Here is a 21,877-nt window from a genome sequence, read left to right as displayed (position 1 = left end):
GCGTCGGAACGTCAGCCGCGCGTCGCGAGGGAACCGGTCTCAGGCCCGCTGGGAGCCGTCGCCGGGGACGTAGTGGTCACTGCCGTCGTCGGCATACTCCGACCACTTCGACAGATCGTCTTCGTACTTGTCATCGTCCGAGCCCGCGAGCTCGCGCTCAAGCGCGTTGTAGTCGGTGTCGGGGCTGAAGTACTTCAGCTCCCGTGCGACCTTGGTGTGCTTGGCTTTCTGACGGCCGCGCCCCATGCGTGACCCCCTTACGGCTTCTGGCCGGGCGGAATGTGCTTCGCCCGGCTCGTTCTTGGCGGAAATAGTTCGTGCCGTAAGTTTAGCACCGACGAACGCTCGCCTTCTCGGCTGCGAACCCCCTGATGCTGCTGCACTCGCGGTCGGATTCATGCTGAGATGGAGGGGTGATGTCTTCCCTGCCCGCCCGCGTCAAAGTCGCGGTCGTCGGCGCGGGGCAGGCGGGGCTCTCGGTGGCGTACTACCTGCGCCGGTTCGAGCTCGTCGCCGACGAGGACTTCGTCGTGCTCGACCGTGCTCCGGGCCCCGGCGGCGCCTGGCAGCACCGCTGGTCGTCGCTGAAGCTCGGCACCGCCCACAAAGTCAACGACCTGCCCGGCATGGCCGAGATGGGGCTCAGCTTCGAGACCGCCGATCGCACGCAGCCCGCCCGCGAGATCGTCGCCGACTACTACGGCCGCTTCGAGAAGCACTACGAGCTGCGCGTGCACCGGCCCATCGAGGTGCGCCGCGTCTCGAACGAGGGCGCCGACCTGCGCATCGCCTACCGCGACCTGCGTACTCCCGACGAACCGGCGCCCGCCCCCGAGGAGCAGCAGGTGCGCGGCTTCTTCGGCCGTCGCCGCAAGACGTTCGCCGTGCCGACGCCCCCCGCGCAGCCCGGCGGCACGCTCGACACGCAGATCCTCGTCAACGCGACCGGCACCTGGGGCTCGCCGTTCGTGCCCTACTACCCGGGCATGACCGACTTCCGCGGCCGGCACCTGCACACCTCCGACTTCACCGACGCCGAGTCGCTGCGCGACCAGCACGTCGTGGTCGTCGGCGGCGGCACCTCGGCCATCGGCTTCATGCTCGAGCTCGAAGACGTCGCGGCATCCCTGACCTGGGTCTCCCGCCGTCCGATCGACTGGCTCGACCGCCAGGAGCTCGACCTCGAGGGCGCCTCGGCCGCCGTCGCCGCGCAGGACGAGGCGGCGCGCTCCGGGCGGGCGCTGCCCTCGATCGTGAGCGGCACGGGCGTGCCGAAGAACCGCCGCATCGCCGCGGGGATCGAGCGCGGGCTGCTCGTCGCGAAGCCCATGTTCGACCGCATCGAGGAGGACCGGGTGGTGTGGGACGACGGCACCGAGGCGCGGGCCGACGTCATCATCTGGGCGACGGGCTTCCGGCCCGAGCTCCGCCACCTCGCGCCGCTGAAGCTGCGTGAGAAGGCCGGCGGCGTCACGGTCGGCCAGGGCGCGTCGTGGGGCGACCCACGGGTGTTCCTCGCCGGCTACGGGCCGCAGGCCTCCACGATCGGGGCGAACCGCGCCGGGCGCATGATCGCCCGGCAGATCATGGCGATGCTGTAACCGCTCAGCCCGCCGGTGCGGGCGGCGCGGGCGGGGCCTGCGACTGGCGCACCGCGCCGACGGAGGCCGCGATCACGAGCGCGACGGCGAGTCCGCCGACCCAGGTGAAGTGCTGGCCGAGCAGCACCAGCCCGGTGAGCGTCGCGATCGCCGGGGCCAGGCTCATCAGCACCGCGAACGCCCCCGCGCGGAGCCGGCGCAGCGCGATCAGCTCCAGCGCGTAGGGGATGGTGGAGGAGAGGATCGCGACCGCCGCACCGAGCCCGAGCACCTCCGGACGCAGCAGCACCGCGCCCGAGCTCGCGATGCCGAACGGCAGCACCGCGACGGCGCCGACCGCCATCGCCAGCGCGAGTCCCTCGAAGCGCGGGAAGCGCTGCCCCGTGCGCGCCGACAGCAGGATGTACCCCGCCCACGTCGCCCCGGCCCCGGCCGCGAAGACGACGCCGATCGGGTCGAGGTGGCCGAAGCTGCCCTGGCCGAGCAGCACGACCCCGACCGCGGCGAGCCCCGCCCACAGCCACGAGGAGGCGCGCCGCCCAGTGATCACCGAGAGGGCGAGCGGCCCGAGCACCTCGATCGTCACGGCCGCGCCGAGCGGGATCCGCTCCAGCGAGAGGTAGAACAGCGCGTTCATGAGCGCGAGCACGAGCCCGAAGCCGGCGACCGTCAGCCAGTCGGCGCCGCTGCGGCCGCGCAGTCGCGGCCGGGCGATCGCGAGCAGGATGACGGCGGAGAACACCAGGCGGAGGCTCACCATGCCGAGTGGTCCGACGGTCGGGAAGAGGATGACGGCGATCGCCGCGCCGACCTCCTGGCAGGCGAGCCCGAGCACGACGAGGGACGTCGCGGCGACGGCCCCGCCGCGCGCCGCAGGCCTCGCGGTCACGCGCCGCCGTCGCGGGCCAGGCCGCCGAAGTCGCCCGCCGTGACCACCGCGTACGAGGCCGCGACGACGCGCTCGAGCACCGCCAGGTCGAGCTGCTCCAGGTCTTTCAGGTAGAGGCATCCGACGCCGGTGGTGTGCGGTCCGAGCGCGGCGAGCTCCGCCTCGTACGCGGCGACGCCGTCGGCGAGGTAGACGGTCGTCGCGGGCTTCCGCGGCGAGAACGCGGCCGCGGGCGCATCGCCCTCGCGGCCGCTCGGATAGCGGTAGTGGTACTCCCCGAACGCGACGATCGACGGCCCCCACATCCGCGCGGGCTCGCCCGTGACGCGCGACATCAGCGCCAGCAGGGTCTCCGCGTCGCGGCGCCGCACGGGGTGCGTCACCCCGTCGAGGAAGGCGCGCACCGAGGCATCCAGGGTCATGCTCGCGAGCCTACCGCCGGCGGTTCGCGCCGGCGCCCTGGACGGGGCGCCTGGGCACCGGGCGCACCGGCTCGCCGCGGCGGTCCTGACCGGGCAGCGGCCGGGAGCGACGGCCGTAGATCATGTCGCTCGAGTCGAGCAGCCACGGCACGAGGGCGACGGTGACGCCGTGCACGAGCATGAGCTTCTGCCGGATGCGCCGCGCCTTGTGGTTGTGCAGGATGTTCTCCCACCAGTGGCCCACGATGTACTGCGGCATGTACACGGTCACGACCTCGGAGCCGTGCTCCTCGCGGTGCTGCTTGATGTACTTGATCAGCGGGTAGCTGAGGTCGCGGTACGGCGAGGCGAGGATGCGCAGCTTCACGTGGATGTTCTGCTTCACCCAGTCGCGCTTCAGCTGCTTCGTCTGCTCCTCGTCGATCGAGACGTGCACGGCCTCGAGGCTGTCGTGCTTCGCGGCGATCGCGTAGTCGAGGGCCTTCAGGGTCGGCTTCTGCATACGCCCGACGAGCACGATCGCGTGATCGCCCGCCGAGCCGAACGTCGTCGTCGCGTCGACCTCGATCTCGCGCTCGACGTCGCGGTAGTAGCGGTGCACGCCGAGCATCAGCAGGAACAGGATCGGCATCATCAGGAAGACCATCCACGCGCCGTGCGTGAACTTCGTGATCGTCACGACGATGAGCACGACCGCGGTGAGGGTCGCGCCGAAGGCGTTGATGCACAGCGAACGGATCATCGCCCCGCGGGTCATCGGCCGGTCGTCGTCGGCCGCCGGTCCCGGGCGGCCCCGCTTCCGATGACTCGCAGGGGGCTGGCGCAGCAGCCGGAGCCAGTGCCGCACCATGCCGGACTGGCCGAGCGTGAACGACACGAACACGCCGATGATGTACAGCTGGATCAGCAGCGTCAGGTTGGCCTGGAAGATCACCAGGATGATCGCGGCCGCCGTCGCCAGGATGATGACGCCGTTCGAGTAGATCAGCCGGTCGCCGCGGGTCGACAGCGACTTCGGCGCGTAGCCGTCGCGGGCGAGCACCGAGCCGAGCAGCGGGAAGCCGTTGAACGCAGTGTTCGCGGCCAGCAGCAGCACGAGGGCGGCGGCCGCCTGGATCACGAAGAACAGGATCGAGCCGTTGCCGAACACCGCGGCGGCGATCTGCGCGATGAGGCTCGGCTGCGGCGCGGTCGCGCACTCGTCCCAGCCGATCAGGCTGCACGGGTCCTCGGCGTAGTGCACGCCCGAGACGAGTGCGAGGGTCGTGAGGCCGACGAAGAGCACGATCGCGAGCCCGGCCATCAGCATCAGCGTCTTCTGGGCGTTGCGCACCTTCGGCCGGCGGAACGCGGGCACGCCGTTCGCGACCGCCTCGACACCGGTGAGGGCGGAGCATCCGCTCGCGAAGGAGCGCAGCAGCAGGAGGACGAAGGCCGCCTGCGCGAGCTGCTCGCCCTCGACCTGGTACGCCGCGGACTCCGCGACGGGCGGATTGCCCATCAGGATCTGCACGAGCCCCGTGCCGATGAGCAGCAGCACGCTCCCCGCGAAGAGGTAGGTCGGCACCGCGAAGGCCTTGCCGGACTCGCTCACCCCGCGGAGGTTCACCGCCGCGAGCAGCACCACGAAGAGCACCGCGAGCTCCACCCGCCACGGGTTCAGCTCGGGGAACGCGGAGATGATGTTGTCGACACCCGAGGCGACCGAGACGACGACCGTCATCACGTAGTCGACGAGCAGTGCGGAGGCCACGAGCACCCCGGCCTTCTCGCCGAGGTTCTTGTGCGCCACCTCGTAGTCGCCGCCGCCCGAGGGGTAGGCGCGGATCAGCTGCCGGTAGCTCAGCGCCACCGTCGCGAGCAGCAGCACGACCACCGCCGCGACCCAGGGCGCGAAGGCCAGGAAGGCGAGCCCGCCCGCGGTGAGCACCATGAGGAGCTCCTGCGGGGCGTACGCCACCGAGGAGAGCGCGTCGCTCGCGAACACGGGCAGCGCCACGCGCTTCGGGAGCAGCTGCCCCTCGAGTCGCTCCGTGGGCAGCGGGTCGCCGATGATCCAGTGCTTCGGCGACTTCAGTTCTGCGGGCGGTTCCTCCGCCTCATTCGTCACGGCGGACGACACTACACCCGTTGCGACGGCTGTCAAGTCGGCTTGCTACCCTGGAGGCCGATCCCGCCGGACGGCGGGCAGCCCGCCCGATTCGGGCGGGTCGAGACGCCGAGATCGGACCCAGACGTGAACCGTGCGACGCAGCTCGCGCGCGGAGCCGCCGCCGCAGCGGTGGCCCTGTTCCTCGCGGCGTTCTCGCACGGCGCCGCCGCGGGCGAGGCTCCCGGCGGCCCCGGGCTCGCACTCTCCGCGTTCGTCGCGCTCGCCGTGTCGGTCGCCCTCGTCGGGCGGCGCAGTTCGCCCCTCCGCGTGGTGCTGGCGACCGCGGCGAGCCAGCTCGTCTTCCACCTGCTCTTCTCCGTCGGCGCGGGCGCGGGCGGTGCCGGGGCGTTGCTCCGGGTCTCGGGGGACGCCCACCACCCGAGCGTGACGGTGCTGCCGGATGCCGCGACGGGGTCGGTCGGCTCAGGCGCGGACGTCGTCGGGCACGGGCACACGGACGCCGCGATGCTCCTCGGTCACGTGCTCGCCTGGCTCGCCACCGTCGCCTACCTGCTCGCCGTCGAGGCCGCCGCCTGGCGCGCCCTCCGCCGGGCCGCCCGCGCCGTGCTCGTGCGGGCGGTCGACGAGGCATCCGCGCTCGCCGCCATCCCCGTGCCCGCCGGTCCGCTCGTGCGACCGCTCGCCCGCGACCGCGCGCGCCTGCGCGGCCGCCAGCTCGTCGCCCAGCTGCGGCACCGCGGCCCGCCGCGCCATCCCGCCTTCGCCTGAACCCGGCCGCATCGCGGCCACCACTCGCGTCCGCGCGGGCCCCTGCGCCCCGGACGCACGAAGACGGGATTCCCCATGCACCGCACCACCACCATCGTTGCCACCGCCCCCACGGCCTCACCCCGCCGCCGGCTGCTCGCCCTCGGCGCCATCGCGCTCGCCGCGGGCGCCTGGCTCGGGCTCGCGAACGCCCAGTCCGCCTCGGCCCACGACGAGCTGATCGCCTCCAGCCCCGCGGCCGGTGAGGTGCTCGACGCCTCGCCCGCCGAGGTGAAGCTGACCTTCTCGGACGACATCATCCCCGTCGGCACCGCGATCGAGGTCGTCGACCACCACGGCGAGTCGATCGACTCGGGCGAGGCCGTCGTCGCCGGTCCCGACGTGACCGCGACGCTGCCGGCCGACCTCTCCGGCGAGTACCAGATCCGCTGGCGCGCCGTGTCGAGCGACGGGCATGTCATCGACGGCACGATCGACTTCGGCGTCGGCTCGGGCGCGACCGGCACCTGGACCGAGGAGGCGCCGCACGACGACGCCGCCGCGAGCGGCGACGGGCACGACGACGCGGCCGAGGTCGGGCACGACGAGGCATCCGCCGGCCCCGACGGCTGGGCGATCGCCGGCATCGCCGCCGGCATCCTGGGCGTCGCCGCCCTCGCCGCCGCGGTCGTCGTCTTCGCGCGCGCCCGCCGCCACGACCCCAAGGCCTGACCTTCACCCCCGAGTTGCCCGACTTTCATGAAAGTCGGGCAACTCGATGGGGGTCGAGCGGTCAGCGGGCGAGCAGGTACCCGGCGCCCGCCGCCGCGAAGCCGAGCACGAGCGTCACGAAGACGTTGAGGAGGGCGGCCCGCCAGCGCCCCCCGTCGAGGAGCTCGATCGTCTCGACGCTCCAGGTGCTGAAGGTCGTGAGCCCGCCGCAGAAGCCGGTCACGATGATGAGCCGCCAGTCGGCCGAGAGCGCGGCGCGCTCCGCGAGGCCGAGGGCGACGCCGGCGACCGCCGAGCCGACGACATTCACGATCAGGATGCCGCCCGGCAAGTGGCCCGGACGCACCGGGAAGCGCCGCGACAGGAGATAGCGGATGACGGCGCCGAGGCTGCCCGCGATCAGCACGGTCGCGATGACGAGGGGACTGAGGGTGGTCACAGCGTCTCCCCGGAGTCGGTGATCGTGTCCGGCATGCGGCGGCGGCCGATCCGCGAGCCGAGCCAGAGCCCGACGGCCGCGGCCGCGAGGCCGGCGAACACGGAGACCACGAGGTAGAGCGCCGCGGTGAGGTGCGCGCCCTCGCGCTCGAGCACGACGAGCGAGGCCATCACGGCCGACAGCGTCGTGAAGGAGCCGAGCACGCCCGAGCCGACGCCCGCCTTCACCCAGGCGGGCGTCGAGGGGCGGCGCCAGAGCCCGCCGGCGAGCCAGCCGAGTGCGAAGGCGCCGAGGAGATTGATGAGCAGCGTCTCGAGGGGGAACTCGTGATCGGCGTGCGGGAACGCGAGGTCGAAGACGAGGCGCAGTCCGGTGCCGAGGAGTCCGCCCACGGCGACCGCGAGGATGTTGCGCACGTGTCGAGGGTAGCGCCGCCCTGCCGGATCAGCGGTCGGCGAAGGTGCCGAGCACCTCGGCGCGCACCTCGGCGAGCCGGGCCCGCAGCAGATCGACGGTCGCGGGGGCGACCCGGCCGCGGCTCGCCTGCCGGCGCAGCTCGGTGCGCAGCTGCTGGCGGAACTCGTTCAGCACCACGTCGGCCTCGTGCACGGCGCGGTTCGAGTCGGTGTGCAGGTTCACGGTCTCGCCGCGCACGCTCGTCGCGGAGCGCTTCGCCTCGCGCGCGGCGCTCGCGAGCTCGGCGCGGAGGGAGCGCATCGCGTCGTCGACGTTCTGCCGCACGTCCTGCGCGAGCCGGCGCACCGAGTCGGTGACGTCGTTCTCGATGTCGTCGAGCTCGTGACGTCTGGCGTCGAGCTCCGCACGGCCGGCGTCGGTGATCTCGTAGATCGACTTGCGGCCGTCGCTCGTCTTGGTGACGAGCCCCTCCTCCTCGAGCTTCGCGAGGCGCGGGTAGATCGTGCCGGCGCTCGGGGAGTAGGTGCCGCCGAAGCGCTCCGACAGGGCCTGGATGAGTTCGTAGCCGTGCCGCGGCCGCTCCTCGAGGAGGGCGAGCAGGTAGAGGCGCAGGCTGCCGTGCGCGAAGACCGGCGGGGTCATCGGGATGCCTCGTCGTTCGAGGATGCCGCGGCCGAGGCATCCGTCGCCTCCGCGACCGTGCGCCGCAGCACCGAGATGTTGCCCGAGACGCTGTTGGCGCCGAGGTCGAGCCAGGTGCCGGCGAGCTCGCCGACGACGCGCTCGAAGCCCTTGCCGCGCATGCCCTTCACCGTGATGTCGTCGAGCACGAGCGTGCCGGCGACGGTGTTGATGCGGTAGCGCGCGCCGGCGCCGCCGGCGAAGCGCACCGTGAGGTCGCCCGAGACGGTGTTCGTGTCGATGCGGTCGGGGGTGCCGTGCGCGTCGATGATCATGTTGCCCGAGACGGAGTCGGCGTTGAAGCTCACGATCTCGCCGGTGGCGATGAGATCGCCCGACACGGTGTGGGCGGTGATGCGGCCGACGTGGTTGCCGACCGAGATCTCGCCGGAGACGCCGGACAGCTCGAGGTCGCCGTCGTGGTTGTCGATGACGAGCTCGCCCGAGACGGTGCTGAGTTTGGCGTCGCCGTCGAAGCCCGAGACGAGGGCGTCGCCGGAGACGACGCCGAGCTGCAGCACGACGTGGCGCGGGGCGAGGATCGAGACCTCGGCCTTGGCGTTGCCCGCCCAGCCCTTGAAGGCCTCGATGAAGTTGTCCCAGCGCAGCTGGGGGTGGTCGATCTCGAGCACGTCGCCGTCGATGGAGACGGCGAGGTCCTTGCCCGTGACGGTGGAGACCTCGACGCGGGCGCCGGGCTCGTCGTGCGCGATGACGTCGACCTTGCCGCCGATGAGGCTGACCTTGAGCTTGCGGACGAGCTCGAGGTCGATGATCCGGGATTCGCCGGGGGCGATCACCCACTTCTCGATGGACATTGCGACTCCTTGCTGGACGATGACACTGCTCGCGACGCGATATATCGCGTTTACGTACGACACGATATATCGCGTCTCGGGCTCGTGCAAGGGCTCCGGGCGAACATCCAGCCGAGCGCGCTTGACCTTGACGTAACGTCAAGTTCTACCGTGAATCTCGGAGGTTGAGACGTGGACTGGTCGATTCAAGAGATCGCGAAGCTCGCCGGGACGACGAGCCGCACCCTGCGGCACTACGACGACATCGGCCTGCTCGCGCCCACGAGGGTCGCCGGCAACGGCTACCGCCACTACGACGAGCGCGCGCTCGTGCGGCTGCAACGGATCCTGCTGCTGCGCGAGCTCGGGCTCGGTCTGCCCGCCATCGCCGAGGTGCTCGAGGGCGACGCCGACGAGGCGCGCGCCCTGCAAGCGCATCTCGGCTGGCTGCGGCAGGAGCAAGGCCGGCTGGCGCGGCAGATTGCGTCGGTCGAGAAGACGATCACGGCATTGGAAGGAGGTGAACGACTGATGGCAGACGAGATGTTCGACGGCTTCGACCACACCGTGCACCGCGCGGAGGTCGAGGAGCGCTGGGGAACCGAGGCGTACGCCGCGGGCGACCGCTGGTGGCGCGGGCTCGGCGAGGCCGGTCAGCGCGAGTGGAAGGCCCGCACGGCGGAGCTCTCCCGCGACTGGATCGCGGCGGCCGAATCCGGGCTCGCCCCGGACGGCGCCGAGGCGCAGGCGCTCGCGAAGCGTCACGTGGAGTGGCTGACGGGCGTGCCCGGCACGCCCGCGGCGGTGCCCGGCGGCGACGTCAAGGGGTACGTGCTCGGCCTCGGCGAGATGTACGTCGCCGACCCGCGCTTCGGCGCGAACTACGGCGGCCAGGCCGGCGCGGAGTTCGTCCGCGACGCGCTGCGCGCCTACGCCGAGCGCGAGCTCTGAGCCCCGCGCCAGCACCCCCCCAAATACCCGAGTTGCCCGACTTTCATGAAAGTCGGGCAACTCGTGGTTTGGGTTTGGGGCTGCGCTGCGGCCCCCGAGGTGTCCCGGCCTGGGGGCCGCAGCGGTCGATGGCGCCGCTCAGTGCGGCGCGGCGGCGGTGGGATGCGTCGGCGCACCCGCCCGCGGCGAGGCACCCGCCGGCGAGGCATCCACTGGCGAGGCGTCAGCGGGCGAGGCGTCAGCGGGCGAGGCGTCAGCGGGCGAGGCGTCAGCGGGGCGCCGCTCGCGCACGGCGAGGAGCGGCAGGGTGACCCCGCAGAGCGGGCCGATGAGGATCGCGAACGCGACGGTGCCGAAGCCGACGTCGCCGCCGAGCAGCCAGCCGATCGCGAGCACGGTCACCTCGACGATGGTGCGGCCGACCCAGATCGGCCAGCCGGTGCGCGCGTGGATGCCCGTCATCAGGCCGTCGCGTGGGCCGGGTCCGAAGCGGCTGCCGATGTAGAGGCCGCTGGCGACGGCGAGCAGCAGCAGGCCGCCCGTGAAGAGCAGGATGCGCTGCCACAGCTCCGGCGGCGTCTGGATGAGCCACAGGCCGAGCTCGATGCTCGGGCCGATCAGCAGGATGTTCAGCACGGTGCCGAGCCCCGGGCGCTGGCGCAGCGGGATCCACAGCAGCAGCACGAGCAGGCCGACGATGTTCGTGAGCCAGCCGATGCCGATGCCGGTGAGGTGGGAGAGTCCCTGCGCGAAGACCGTCCACGGGTCGACGCCGAGGGCCGCGCGGATCATCATGGCGTCGGCGATGCCGTAGAGGACGAGGCCGATGAGCAGTTGAGGGATCCGGCGGAGCATGACAGCCATCCAATTCCAGAATTGGACTGTCGACAAGAGGCCAATTCTCCTAAAGTGGATCGCATGGCGGATGCCTCGATCAGCGCACGCGCGCTCGTGACCCTGCTCGGCGACTGGCGCGACGGCGGCACCGGGCCGAGCGGTCCGGCCTACGTCGCCCTCGCCGACCGCGTGCGCCTGCTCGTGCTCGACGGCCGCGTGAGCGTCGGCACCCGGCTGCCCGCCGAGCGCGAGCTGGCCGAGCGGCTCGGCGCGAGCCGCACCACCGTCGCCGCCGCGTACCGGCGACTCCGGGAGCAGGACCTGCTGCGCAGCCTCCGCGGCTCGGGCAGCGTCACCCGGCTCCCCGGCGCGCCCGCGGTGCTGCCCGCGCCGCCCGCCGCCGAGCACCTCGACCTGTCGAAGGCCGCCCCGCCCGCCCTGCCCTGGCTCGCCGACGTCGCCCGCGAGGCCGTCGAGGAGCTGCCCACCCAGCTCGCCGGCTCCGGCTTCGACCCGGTCGGACTGCCCGAGCTGCGGCTCGCGATCGCCGAGCGCTACACCGCGCGCGGCCTCCCCACCGCACCCGAGCAGGTGATGGTGACGATCGGCGCGCAGCACGCGATCGGGCTGCTCGCCAAGGTGCTCGTCGGCCGGGGCGACCGCGCCGTCATCGAGGCCCCCACCTACCCGCACGCCTACGAGGCGCTGCGCGCGGCGGGCGCCCGGCTCGTGCCGGTGCCGGTCGCCCCGCACGACGCGGGCGGCCTCGACGTCGACGACGAGGTGGGTGCGCTCGTGCGCGCCTTCGGTCACGCCAACCCGTCGACGGCCTACCTCATGCCCGACTTCCAGAACCCCACCGGGCGCTCCCTCGACGCGGACGGCCGCGAACGGGTGCTCGACGCCGCGGCCCGGCAGGGTGCCGTGATCATCGCCGACGAGACGACCGCCGAGCTCGACCTCGACCGTGAGGCGGCGCTCCGCCCGTTCGCGGCGTACGGGCCTGCCGGCTCCGCCGTGCTCGTCGGCTCGCTCGGCAAGACGGCGTGGGGCGGCATCCGCGTCGGCTGGATCCGCGCCGAGCCCGCGCTCATCCGCCGCCTCGTCGCGATCCGGGCGCCGGGCGACCTCGGCACGCCCATCCTCGAGCAGCTCATCGCGACCCGGCTGGTGCGCGGCATGGACGAGATCCTCGAGTTCCGCCGCGCCGAGCTCCGCCGGGGCCGCGACCTGCTCGAAGCGCGGCTGGCCGAGGCGTTCCCGAGCTGGCACGTGCCGCACGTCGACGGCGGCATCGCGACGTGGATCGGCCTCGGCGCGCCGGTCAGTTCGCAGCTCGCGCTCGCCGCCCGGGCGCAGGGCCTGCTCATCGCGGCTGGCCCCCGCTTCGGCATCGACGGCGCCTTCGAGCGCTACCTACGGCTGCCGATCTGCCTGCCGCCCGAGACGATCGACGAGGCGGTGCAGGCGCTCTCCCGGGCCTGGCTGGCCCTGCCCGGCACGGCCGCGCCGGAGGCGGGCCTGCTCGCCGAGGTCGTCTAGCGGCGAGCCGGGTGCGCCGAGCGCGACCCGGGTGCGCCGAGCGCGAGCCGGGTGCGCCGAGCGCGACCCGGCCGCGCCGACCCGGTGTCGTTCACCGAGCGGACACCGGCCGGACGCGCGCGCGACACCCGGCGGGCACTCCCGGGCCATCGGGCGCCAGCACGCTGGCGCGGAACCCCCGCCCGTCGCGACCCACCGGAGTGCCCGCATGCCCGCTCGTCGTCCCCTGTCCGTCGCCGCGCTCGCCGTGGCCTGCCTGGCTGCCGCCGGGCTCGTGTCGAGCGGCGCGATCGCCGCCGCCGCCGCGGAGCCCTCGGCCCCCGGCGCCTTCGTCCGCACCGCCACGTACCCCGTCTTCCAGAACGTGCCGGCGGGCGTCGACCCGGCCGCCGCCACCGTCGCCGAGATCTCGACGATCACCGACGACGGCACCGTCGTCTACACCGACGCCCTCGGCAAGCGCATCGGCTTCCTCGACGTCAGCGACCCGGCGAACCCGGTCGGCACGGGCACCGTCGAGCTCGCCGAGCTCGGCCACGCCGACGACCAGCCGACCTCGGTCGCCGCCTACGGGGACTTCGTGCTCGTCGTCATCGACGAGACCGGCGGCGACTTCGTGAACCCGAAGGGCCGCGTCGACGTGCTCCGCGCGAGCGACCGCAGCCTGGTGCGCTCGATCGACCTCGGCGGGCAGCCGGACTCGATCGCGATCTCGAAGGACGGCGCGTACGCCGCCATCGCGATGGAGAACCAGCGCGACGAGGAGTTCAAGCCCGCCGGCGGCAAGAAGGGCGACCTGCCGCAGCTGCCCGCCGGCTTCGTGCAAGTGCTCGGCCTCGTCGACCCGGCCGACCCCGCCGCATGGACCGTCGACGCCGTGCCCTTCGTCGACGAGACGGGCGTCCCGATCCCGGTGATGGCCGCAGCCGGCCTCGACACCCCGCAGGACCCGGAGCCCGAGTACGTCACGATCAACTCGCGCAACGAGCTCGCCGTCACCCTGCAGGAGAACAACGGCATCGCGATCATCGACCTGCCGACGCTCGAGGTCACCCGCGCCTTCTCCGCGGGCTCGGTCGCCGTCAGCGGCATCGACGTCGCGAAGGACGGCCGCATCGACCTCTCGGGCTCGATCCCCGCGACGCCGCGCGAACCCGACGCCATCGCCTGGATCGGCGACGACCGCCTCGCGACCGCGAACGAGGGCGACTGGAAGGGCGGCACCCGCGGCTGGACCGTCTTCGACGCCGCCGACGGCGCCGTGATCTGGGACGCCGGCAACAGCTTCGCGAACCTCGCCGTCCAGCACGGCCTGCACAACGAGGACCGCGCGGCGAAGAAGGGCGCGGAGCCCGAGGGCATCTCGGTCGCCGAGTTCGACGGCGTGCCCTACGCCTTCGTCGCGAGCGAGCGCTCGAACTTCGTCGCCGTGTACGACGTCAGCGACCCGGCATCCCCCGCCTTCCGGCAGCTGCTGTTCTCGACCAACGGGCCCGAGGGCATCCTGCCGGTGCCCGAACGCGACCTCCTCGTCGTCTCGAGCGAGACCGACGCCGCCGCGGTCGGCGTGCGCGCCTCGGTGAACCTCTACGCCTTCGGCGATGCGGCCGCCCACGCGCTCGCCGGCGCCGCCGCGCAGCCCAGCATCGTCTCGGACGTCGTCGGCGGCGCGCCGATCGGCTGGTCGGCGCTCGGCGCCCTCGCCGGCCACCCGACGGATGCCTCCCGCGTGTACGCCGCGAGCGACTCGGTGCTCTCGCCGGCGACGGTGTTCACCGTGGACGTCGCGCAGACCCCCGCCCGGATCACGGGCTCGCTCGCGATCACCGAGGGCGGCACGCCCGCCGCGCTCGATGTCGAGGGCCTGGCCGTCGCCGAGGACGGCGGCTTCTGGCTCGCCGTCGAGGGCGCGACGGGCGCGGGCAACGTGCTGAAGCGCACGGATGCCTCGGGCGCCGTCGTGGACAGCTTCCCGCTGCCCGCCGAGATCGCGGCGCACGTCGGCAAGTGGGGCTTCGAGGGCGTCACGACGACCGGCGCCGGTGCGGACCTCCGCGTCTGGGCGGTGCTGCAGCGGCCGCTGTGGACCGACCCGGCGAACCCCGCGGCGGGCGCCGTCGAGAGCGACGACGTGGCGCGCATCGGCCGGCTCGACCCGGCGACCGGCGAGTGGAGCTGGTTCGGCTACCGGCTCGAGCACACCGCGGTCGCGGGCGACTGGCTCGGCCTCTCCGAGATCACCGCGATCGACGACGACACCTTCGCGATCATCGAGCGCGACAAGCTGAACGGCCCGGCCGCGCAGGTCAAGCGGATCACCCGGGTGGACGTCCCGGCGGATGCCCCGGGCCTCTCCGGTCTCGCCGGCGAGCTGCCGATCCTCGAGAAGTCCACGGCGGTCGACGTGCTGCCGGCGCTGCGCGCCACGGGCGGGTGGACGCAGGAGAAGCTCGAGGGCTTCGCGAAGGCCGCCGACGGCGCGCTCTACGCGGTGACCGACAACGACGGGCTGAAGGATGCCACGGGCGAGACGGTGTTCCTGCACCTCGGGCAGGCCGACGAGGTCTTCCCGGGTGACGAGGAGCCGCAGCCGGGCGAGGCGAGCCTCGTGCTCGGCGCCGCGAAGGTCGCCGCGGGCGGCACCGTGAGCGTCACGGGCGCCGGCTTCGTGCCCGGCGACACCGTGCGCTTCGAGCTGCGCAGCACGCCGGTCGCGCTCGGCTCGGCGGAGGCCGACGAGGCGGGGGCGCTCAGCTTCACGGCGAAGATCCCGGCGACGACCGCGCCCGGCGCGCACCACCTCGTCGCGATCGCGGCGGACGGCAGCGAGGTCGCGGCCGAGCTGACGGTGACGGCGGCGCCGGGCGGCACCGACGGGGGAACCGGCGGTGGATCGACCGGCGGTGCCGACGGCTCGGGCGATGGCTCGCTCGCGCACACGGGCTTCGACGGCGGCTGGCTCGCCGGCGCCGCGCTGCTCGTGCTCCTCGGCGGCGGGGCCGCCCTCCTCGCCGCGCGTCGCCGCCGCCAGGCCTGAGCGCGGCACTTCTCTCCCGAGTTGCCCGACTTTCATGAAAGTCGGGCAACTCGGGAGGTGAGCCCCGCCGCCCGACGTTCATGAACGTCGGGCAACTCGGTGGGGTGCTGCAGGCAGGGGAGAGCGGGGCGGCAACGGGGGGATGTCACCGCCCCACCCTGGCCGGACGGATCCGGCCGCCCGGTCGACCGTGTCGGCGACCGGGAGTTCAGGGGTTTCGGGGCCCGGGCCGGAGCCCGGGCCCCAGTGATTCAGTTGCGGGCGATGCGTCGCCGTCCGACGAGCAGCAGGCCGAGTGCGAGCAGCGCGAGCGCGGCCCACAGGATCGAGCCGTCGACGCCGGTGCTGGCCAGCCCGGTCGTGCCCTCGGCGGCGACCATCGTCGCGCCCCCGCCGCTGCCGTTCGTGCCGGCCGGCGTCGACGGGCTGCTCGGCGTGGTCGGCGTCGTGGGATCGGTCGGGTCGGTCGGGTCGGTCGGGTCGGTGGGATCAGTCGGGTCGGTCGGGTCGGTCGGGTCCGTCGGGTCGGTCGGGTCGGTCGGGTCCGTGGGATCCGTCGGGTCGACGATCGTCGACGGCCCGTCCGTCTCGCTGTCGCCGATCACCGAGATGGCGTTGCCGCCGACCGTGATCGGCAGCGAGAGGCCGGGCACGAGCTGCGTGCCGCCGAGCAGGCCGCCGAGGCCGCTGGTCTCGGCCCCGCTGCCGGAGCCGGAGCCCGTGCCGCTGGACACCTCGGTCGAGGCATCCGTCGACGTGCTGTCGCCGACGGCCGAGATGGCGTTGCCGCCGACCGTGACCGGGACGCCGAGCGAGGGCAGCAGCTGCGTGCCGCCCAGGATGCCGTCGTCGCCGCTGGTCTCCGCCCCGCTGCCGGAGCCGCTGCCCGTGCCGCCGGTCACCTCGGTGGAGGCATCCGTCGACTCGCTGTCGCCGACGACGCTGATCGCGTTGCCGCCGACCGTGACCGGCACGCCCGCCCCGCCGAGCACCTGGGTGCCGCCGAGGATCGAGTCGTCGCCGGAGGTCGAGCCGCCTGCGGCCGGTGCGCTGCCCGCGCCCTCCGCGACCGTCGTGCCTGCCCCCTCCGACGAGCTGTCGCCGAGCACCGAGATCGCGTTGCCGCCGACCGTGACCGGCACGGCGACGTCGACGAGGCCCTGCGTGCCGCCGAGGATGCCGTCGCTGCCGCTGGTCTCGGCCGGAGCGCTGCCCGCGTCCGCCGGGGCCTCGGCAGCCGGGGCGACCTCGGTCGTCGGCTCGCTCGTGCTGCTGTCGCCGAGCACGCTGATCGCGTTCCCGCCGACGGTGATCGGCACGTTCACGTCGACGAGCGCCTGCGTGCCCGATCCGACCCCGTCGTCGCCGGAGGTGGTGGCCTCCTCGGCGGGGGCGGCCGGGGCGGCGGGCGCCGTCTCCGTGCTCGCGTCGCTGGAGCTCGAGTCGCCGAGCACGCTGACGGCGTTGCCGCCGAGCGTGATCGGGAGATCGACCGAGATGCCGGCCTGGGAGCCGGACAGGATGCCGTCGTCGCCGCTGGTGTCCGCAGCGTGCGCGACGCCGGCGCCGAGGAGCGTGAGCCCCCCGGTGACGAGGGTCGCATAGAGCGCCCTCACGGCGAGCCGCTTGAGATTCATGATCAGTTCTCCTGACTGTGTGGGAATCGACGCCCCGGCGCATGCCGGAGCGGAGTGACCGTGTGTCCGCAGGCGCGCGCGAGCGCGTCGACGGACGGCGGTTCCCGTCAGTCAGGGGTGGTGTCGGTCTCGAACACGGGCGACGAGGGCAGCTCGTCGTTCACCGTGCTGAGCGCCAGGGAGGCGGTCGCCTCGTGGCCGACGGCGGCGAAGGCCGCGTCGGAGCTGGTGGATGCCCCGGCCGAACCGGAGCCAGCGGCGGACCCGCCCGCCGCGCCGCCGAGGGCGGACGAGAACGGGGCGCCGGCGAACGGTGCGCCGGGCCCGTTCGGGGCGTTCGGCGGCGAGGCGTCGTGCGGCGCGCGCAATTGGGCGCCGAGTGCTTCATCGCTCGTCAGCGGGTCGAGCGTGCCGGCCCGGACGGGCGGGCCCGAGCTGCTGGCCGCGAGCACCGGCGCCGCGGTCGGCGCCTGGCCGCCGGGCGCAGGCGGGGTCGTGATCGTGCCCGGGTCTCCGGGGCCGCCGGGCTCGCCAGGTCCGCCGGGGGTTCCGGGCAGCACGGGCACGTTCGGCAGCTGCGGCAGCACGCCGCCGTCGGGCAGCGGCCCGAGCGTGCCGACGACGCCGCCGAGGGTGTCGTCGACGGTGCCGACGACCGGGTTCAGGATGCCGCCGACGGGGGCCGATCCGAGCAGGCCGCCGACGACGGGGAGCGTGCCGACGAGGTGGTCCACCGCGTCCGCGACGGGCGCCACGACGCCGCCGACCGTGCCGCCGTTCGCGATTCCGGAGACGGCTCCGCCGACCGTGCCGACGGTGCCGGTGACCGTGTCGTCGACGGTGTCGACGACCCCGTTGGCGGTCTCGGTGACGGTGTCGACGACGGCCGGGACCTCCTCGACGACCTCGGCGACGGGCGCCGGAGCGACCTCGACAGCGGGTTCGAGCACCTGGTTCACGGGCGTCGTGACGGTGTCGACGACGTCGTCGAGGGTGTCGCCGACCGCGCCGGTGACCCCGCCCACGGTGCCGAGCACCGAGCCGACGGCGCCGAGCAGGCCGGAGCCGCTCGAGCTCGACGAGCCGCCGTCCGGGGGCGCTGCGCCCTCCTCCGCGGAGGCGCTGGAGGCCCCGGTGAAGAGCGAGATCGCGAGCCAGGCGGCCGAGACGGCCGCGCCCGCGAGGGCGATTCGGAGGGCAGGACGCTGCAACGGCGTTCGCCGTGCAACGATCAGACCGGTCATTCCGATCACCCCCCGGTCTTGCCGAAGATACGCCTTGAGGATGTCTCAGGCAACCCCTGCGCGCTCGGCATTCAGCGAACCGTGACCTTTCCGATCGAATCTGACTGCGAGAATCGTGCCCATGCACCTGCTCGCGAAGCTCAGCATGCGCAACCGTGCGCTCATCGCCCTCGTCACGATCGTCGTGGCGATCTTCGGCGCCCTCTCGCTCACGAGCCTCAAGCAGGAGCTCGCGCCCTCCATCGCGTTCCCGCAGCTCTCGATCGTGACTAACTACCCCGGCGCCTCGCCCGACGTCGTCGACGCCGACGTGTCCACGCCGATCGAGACCGCCATCCAGGGCATCACCGGGCTCGAGTCGACCTCGACGACGAGCTCGACCGGCCTCTCTCGGGTGACCGCGAGCTTCACCTACGGCACCGACCTCGCCTTCGCCGAGCAGAAGCTGCTCTCCGCGGTGAACCGCATCCAGCAATCGCTGCCCGACGACGTCGACCCGCAGGTCGTCGCCCTCTCGCTCGACGACTTCCCCGTCGTGCAGCTCGCCGTCACCGGCGTCGACGACACGGCCGCCCTCTCCGACGAGATCAGCCGCACCACCCTCGGCGAGATCACCGACGTCGACGGCGTGCGCGACGCGACCCTCGTCGGCGACGTCGGCCAGCGGGTGAACATCACCCCGGACCCCGCCGCCCTCGCCGCGCGCGGCCTCACCGTGCAGGCCATCCGCGACGCCCTCTCGCAGAACGGCGTGCTCGTGCCCGCCGGCACGATCACCGAGGACGACCGCACCTTCGCCGTGCAGTCGGGCACCCGGCTCGGCAGCGTCGACGACGTCGCCGCCCTGCCGCTCGTCGGTCAGCCCGGCACGACCCCGCCGACCATCGGCGACGTCGCCACCGTCGCCCTCGGCGAGAACCCCGTGACGAGCATCTCCCGGGTGAACGGCGAGCCGGCCCTCACGATCTCCGTCACGAAGCTGCCCGCGGCGAACACCGTCGAGGTGTCGAACGCCGTCAAGGCGCTGCTGCCCGATCTCGAGTCCTCGCTCGACACGACGAACCCCGGCGCGACGTTCACCGTCGTCTTCGACCAGGCGCCGTACATCGAGCAGTCCATCGAGTCGCTCGCGACCGAGGGCCTGCTGGGCCTCGCATTCGCCGTCATCGTGATCCTCGTCTTCCTGCTCTCGGTGCGGGCGACGCTCGTCACCGCGATCTCCATCCCGACCTCGGTGCTGATCACCTTCATCGGCCTGCAGGCCGCCGACTACACGCTGAACATCCTGACGCTCGGCGCGCTCACCATCGCGATCGGCCGCGTCGTCGACGACTCCATCGTCGTCATCGAGAACATCAAGCGGCACCTCGTCGCCGGCGTCGACAAGGCCGCCACGATCGTGCGCGCCGTGCGCGAGGTCGCCGGCGCGATCACCGCCTCGACGATCACGACGGTCGCGGTGTTCCTGCCGATGGCGCTCGTCGAGGGCGTCACGGGCGAGCTGTTCCGGCCGTTCTCGCTCACCGTGACGATCGCGCTGCTCGCCTCGCTGCTCGTGGCGCTCACCATCGTGCCGGTGCTCGCGTACTGGTTCCTGAAGCCCGCGAAGGTGCACAAGCACGACGGCTCGGATGCCTCGGCCGCGGCATTCATCGACGAGGCATCCGCGACCGGCGGCGCAGCGGGCGCCGACGAGCTGGAGCACCCCTCGCGGCTGCAGCGCGGCTACCTGCCGATCATCCACTGGACGCTGAAGCACGGCGTCACGACCATCCTGCTCGCCGTGCTCGTGCTCGGCGGCACGATCGCGCTGACGCCGCTGATGAAGACGAACTTCCTCGGCTCCTCGGGGCAGAACACCTTCCAGGTCACGCAGGAGCTCCCGGTCGGCACGAGCCTCGACGCGCTCGACGCTGCCTCGAAGCCCGTCGAGCAGGCGCTGCTCGACACCGACGGCGTCGACACCGTGCAGACCTCGATCGGTTCCGGCGGGCGCGGCCTCTCGGCCCTGCTCGGCGGCGGCGCCGCGACCGTCACCTACTCGGTGACGACCGACGAGTCCGCCGACCAGGACGCGCTGCAGGCCACCGTGCGCGACGAGCTCGACGGGCTGCAGGACGTCGGCGAGGTCACCCTCTCCGCGGCGAGCGGCTTCGGCGCCTCGAACGACATCGAGGTCGACATCACCGCTTCGAACGCGGAGGACCTGCGCACCGCGACGGACGCCGTCGTCACGGAGCTCGACGGCATCGACTCCCTCGCCCAGGTCACCTCGAACCTCTCCGAGGGGCGGCCCTACATCGCCGTCGAGGTGAACCGCTCGGCGGCCGCCGAGGCGGGCTACTCGGAGGTCGCCCTCGGCGGATTCGTCTCGGCGGCGATGCAGCCGCAGAGCGCGGGCTCCATCGTGATCGACGAGAAGACGCTCACGATCTACCTGGACTCGGAGGAACCGCCGACCACGATCGCCGCGCTCCAGGCGCTGCAGGTGCCGACCGCGGCCGGCCCGGTGCGCCTCGACTCGCTCGCGACCGTCGCGCAGGTCGACGGCCCGGCCACCGTCACGACGGTGCAGGGGCTGCGCAGCGCGACCGTCTCGGCGACGCCGTCGGGCGACGACCTCGGCACCGCGAGCGCCGCGGTCTCGCAGGCGCTCGCCGACGTCGAGCTGCCCGACGGCACCGCGGCGTCGGTCGGCGGGGTCACCGCGGATCAGACCGAGTCGTTCTCGCAGCTCGGGCTCGCGCTGCTCGCGGCGATCCTGATCGTGTACGTCGTGATGGTCGCGACGTTCCGCTCGCTCCTGCAGCCGCTGCTGCTGCTCGTCTCGGTGCCGTTCGCGGCGACGGGGGCGATCGTGCTGCAGATCCTGAGCGGCATCCCGCTCGGCGTCGCCTCGCTCGTCGGCGTGCTCATGCTCGTCGGCATCGTCGTGACGAACGCGATCGTGCTCGTCGACCTCGTCAACCAGTACCGCGACCGGGGGATGCGTGTGCGCGAGGCCCTGCTGCACGGCGCATCGAGGCGACTGCGGCCGATCCTCATGACCGCGCTGGCGACGATCTTCGCGCTGCTGCCGATGGCGCTCGGCATCACCGGGCACTCGGGCTTCATCTCGCAGCCGCTCGCGATCGTCGTGATCGGCGGTCTGATCTCCTCGACGGCACTGACCCTCGTCGTGCTGCCCGTGCTCTACGACCTCGTCGAGGGCGGCCGGGAGCGACGGCGGGCCAAGCGCGCGGCTCGTGCCGACGACGGGGCGGATGCCTCGGGCGGAAGCGCTGCGGCGGGTGCGCCGGAGGCGTCGGGTGCGCCGGAGGCGTCCACGCTCTAGGGTAGGGGGTATGGGTATCCGGCGGGCGCTTCTCGCGCTGCTCGCCGTGCCCGCCATCCTGCTCGGACTGCTCGGCATGCACGCCCTCGGCGGCGCGGGCGGGCACGACGGCGGGCACACGATGCCCGTCGCGCAGGCCGCCGAGGTCGCCGGCGCGGAGCGCTCCGGTGCGCCATCCGGGCCGGTCGGCGTCGAGGCATCCGCGCACGCCGCGAGCGGAGCGCACGCGGCGAGCGAAGTCGCCACCGCCGATGCCGGCGACGGCGGGGTCGCCGCCCTCATCTGCATCCTCGCCCTGCTCGCCGTGCTGCTGCTCGGCGCGGCCGCCGCGCCGCTGCGTCTGCCCGGTGCGATGCGGCTCGTCGCCGTCGCCCGTCGGCTCGCGAGCGAGGGCCGCCGTCCGGCGCCCTCGCTGCTGCAGCTCTCCATCAGCCGGACGTGATCCGCGCCCGCGTCG

General features: G+C 73.3%; 19 protein-coding genes. 8 read left to right on the top strand and 11 right to left on the bottom strand.

Going from position 1 to position 21,877, the window contains the following annotated elements; genetic code table 11:
- Nucleotides 1-39: 39 nt before the first annotated feature.
- Nucleotides 40-246 (bottom strand): DUF3073 domain-containing protein, encoded by a 207-nt coding sequence (locus ACFWE1_RS06750; protein ID WP_189083317.1) that lies wholly within the window; start codon nucleotides 244-246, stop codon nucleotides 40-42.
- 170 nt (nucleotides 247-416) lie between these two features.
- Here ACFWE1_RS06750 and ACFWE1_RS06745 point away from each other — a divergent pair, with 170 nt between their 5' ends.
- The gene (locus ACFWE1_RS06745; protein ID WP_376932704.1) at nucleotides 417-1,601 is read left to right on the top strand and encodes an NAD(P)-binding domain-containing protein; all 1,185 of its coding nucleotides are present in this window, start codon (nucleotides 417-419) and stop codon (nucleotides 1,599-1,601) included.
- 4 nt (nucleotides 1,602-1,605) lie between these two features.
- Here ACFWE1_RS06745 and ACFWE1_RS06740 read toward each other — a convergent pair whose 3' ends face one another.
- From ACFWE1_RS06740 to ACFWE1_RS06730, 3 genes are read right to left on the bottom strand one after another with little or no spacing between them, the layout of a single operon-like run.
- Nucleotides 1,606-2,490, bottom strand: coding sequence for a DMT family transporter (locus ACFWE1_RS06740; RefSeq protein WP_376932703.1), 885 nt, complete (start codon nucleotides 2,488-2,490; stop codon nucleotides 1,606-1,608).
- A complete protein-coding gene (locus tag ACFWE1_RS06735) occupies nucleotides 2,487-2,912 on the bottom strand; it encodes a DUF1801 domain-containing protein (RefSeq protein ID WP_376932702.1) in 426 nt (141 codons plus the stop codon). Before ACFWE1_RS06735 ends, ACFWE1_RS06740 begins: the two co-directional genes overlap by 4 nt.
- A 10-nt stretch (nucleotides 2,913-2,922) precedes the next feature.
- Nucleotides 2,923-5,022, bottom strand: a complete 2,100-nt coding sequence (locus ACFWE1_RS06730; protein ID WP_376932701.1) for an APC family permease — start codon at nucleotides 5,020-5,022, stop codon at nucleotides 2,923-2,925.
- A gap of 126 nt (nucleotides 5,023-5,148) precedes the next feature.
- On the opposite strand from ACFWE1_RS06730, the gene ACFWE1_RS06725 reads away from it, so the two are divergent.
- The gene (locus ACFWE1_RS06725; protein ID WP_376932700.1) at nucleotides 5,149-5,793 is read left to right on the top strand and encodes a hypothetical protein; all 645 of its coding nucleotides are present in this window, start codon (nucleotides 5,149-5,151) and stop codon (nucleotides 5,791-5,793) included.
- A gap of 75 nt (nucleotides 5,794-5,868) precedes the next feature.
- On the top strand, nucleotides 5,869-6,504 hold the full coding sequence (locus tag ACFWE1_RS06720) for a copper resistance protein CopC (protein WP_376932699.1): 636 nt from the start codon (nucleotides 5,869-5,871) through the stop codon (nucleotides 6,502-6,504).
- Between the two features lie 61 nt (nucleotides 6,505-6,565).
- Here the strand turns inward: ACFWE1_RS06720 and crcB are convergent, their stop codons facing one another.
- The 4 genes from crcB to ACFWE1_RS06700 are packed head-to-tail and all read right to left on the bottom strand — an operon-like array spanning nucleotide 6,566 to nucleotide 8,859.
- Nucleotides 6,566-6,943: a fluoride efflux transporter CrcB gene (crcB, locus tag ACFWE1_RS06715; RefSeq protein WP_376932698.1), complete on the bottom strand. Its 378-nt coding sequence runs from the start codon at nucleotides 6,941-6,943 to the stop codon at nucleotides 6,566-6,568.
- Nucleotides 6,940-7,359, bottom strand: a complete 420-nt coding sequence (locus ACFWE1_RS06710; protein ID WP_376932697.1) for a CrcB family protein — start codon at nucleotides 7,357-7,359, stop codon at nucleotides 6,940-6,942. Before ACFWE1_RS06710 ends, crcB begins: the two co-directional genes overlap by 4 nt.
- Before the next feature lie 28 nt (nucleotides 7,360-7,387).
- Complete coding sequence (locus ACFWE1_RS06705; protein ID WP_376932696.1) at nucleotides 7,388-8,002, bottom strand: helix-turn-helix transcriptional regulator; 615 nt, start codon at nucleotides 8,000-8,002, stop codon at nucleotides 7,388-7,390.
- The gene (locus tag ACFWE1_RS06700; RefSeq protein ID WP_376932695.1) at nucleotides 7,999-8,859 is read right to left on the bottom strand and encodes a DUF4097 domain-containing protein; all 861 of its coding nucleotides are present in this window, start codon (nucleotides 8,857-8,859) and stop codon (nucleotides 7,999-8,001) included. The genes ACFWE1_RS06705 and ACFWE1_RS06700 overlap by 4 nt, the downstream gene beginning before the upstream one ends.
- Before the next feature lie 171 nt (nucleotides 8,860-9,030).
- On the opposite strand from ACFWE1_RS06700, the gene ACFWE1_RS06695 reads away from it, so the two are divergent.
- Entirely contained in the window at nucleotides 9,031-9,789 is a 759-nt protein-coding gene (locus ACFWE1_RS06695) for a MerR family transcriptional regulator (protein WP_376932694.1), read from the top strand.
- A 138-nt stretch (nucleotides 9,790-9,927) separates the two neighbouring features.
- Here the strand turns inward: ACFWE1_RS06695 and ACFWE1_RS06690 are convergent, their stop codons facing one another.
- Complete coding sequence (locus ACFWE1_RS06690) at nucleotides 9,928-10,644, bottom strand: hypothetical protein (RefSeq protein ID WP_376932693.1); 717 nt, start codon at nucleotides 10,642-10,644, stop codon at nucleotides 9,928-9,930.
- Nucleotides 10,645-10,707: 63 nt separating this feature from the next.
- Here ACFWE1_RS06690 and ACFWE1_RS06685 point away from each other — a divergent pair, with 63 nt between their 5' ends.
- Nucleotides 10,708-12,168: a PLP-dependent aminotransferase family protein gene (locus ACFWE1_RS06685; RefSeq protein WP_376932692.1), complete on the top strand. Its 1,461-nt coding sequence runs from the start codon at nucleotides 10,708-10,710 to the stop codon at nucleotides 12,166-12,168.
- A 208-nt stretch (nucleotides 12,169-12,376) separates the two neighbouring features.
- The gene (locus tag ACFWE1_RS06680; RefSeq protein ID WP_376932691.1) at nucleotides 12,377-15,205 is read left to right on the top strand and encodes an esterase-like activity of phytase family protein; all 2,829 of its coding nucleotides are present in this window, start codon (nucleotides 12,377-12,379) and stop codon (nucleotides 15,203-15,205) included.
- Nucleotides 15,206-15,456: 251 nt separating this feature from the next.
- Here ACFWE1_RS06680 and ACFWE1_RS06675 read toward each other — a convergent pair whose 3' ends face one another.
- Together ACFWE1_RS06675 and ACFWE1_RS06670 are read right to left on the bottom strand one after the other, a co-directional pair.
- Nucleotides 15,457-16,842, bottom strand: coding sequence for a hypothetical protein (locus ACFWE1_RS06675; RefSeq protein WP_376932690.1), 1,386 nt, complete (start codon nucleotides 16,840-16,842; stop codon nucleotides 15,457-15,459).
- A gap of 107 nt (nucleotides 16,843-16,949) precedes the next feature.
- Nucleotides 16,950-18,053, bottom strand: coding sequence for a hypothetical protein (locus ACFWE1_RS06670; RefSeq protein ID WP_376932689.1), 1,104 nt, complete (start codon nucleotides 18,051-18,053; stop codon nucleotides 16,950-16,952).
- A 154-nt stretch (nucleotides 18,054-18,207) separates the two neighbouring features.
- Between ACFWE1_RS06670 and ACFWE1_RS06665 the strand changes: the two genes are divergently transcribed.
- Both ACFWE1_RS06665 and ACFWE1_RS06660 read left to right on the top strand, forming a co-directional pair.
- Complete coding sequence (locus ACFWE1_RS06665) at nucleotides 18,208-21,420, top strand: efflux RND transporter permease subunit (protein ID WP_376932688.1); 3,213 nt, start codon at nucleotides 18,208-18,210, stop codon at nucleotides 21,418-21,420.
- A gap of 10 nt (nucleotides 21,421-21,430) precedes the next feature.
- Nucleotides 21,431-21,862, top strand: a complete 432-nt coding sequence (locus tag ACFWE1_RS06660; RefSeq protein WP_376932687.1) for a DUF6153 family protein — start codon at nucleotides 21,431-21,433, stop codon at nucleotides 21,860-21,862.
- Nucleotides 21,863-21,877 lie beyond the last annotated feature (15 nt).

The sequence above is a fragment of the Agromyces sp. NPDC060279 genome (assembly GCF_042726785.1).
In the GTDB taxonomy this organism is placed as follows: Bacteria; Actinomycetota; Actinomycetes; order Actinomycetales; family Microbacteriaceae; genus Agromyces.
The sequence above is the reverse complement of the archived record's forward strand: the minus strand, read 5'-3'. Positions and strand labels throughout refer to the sequence as shown.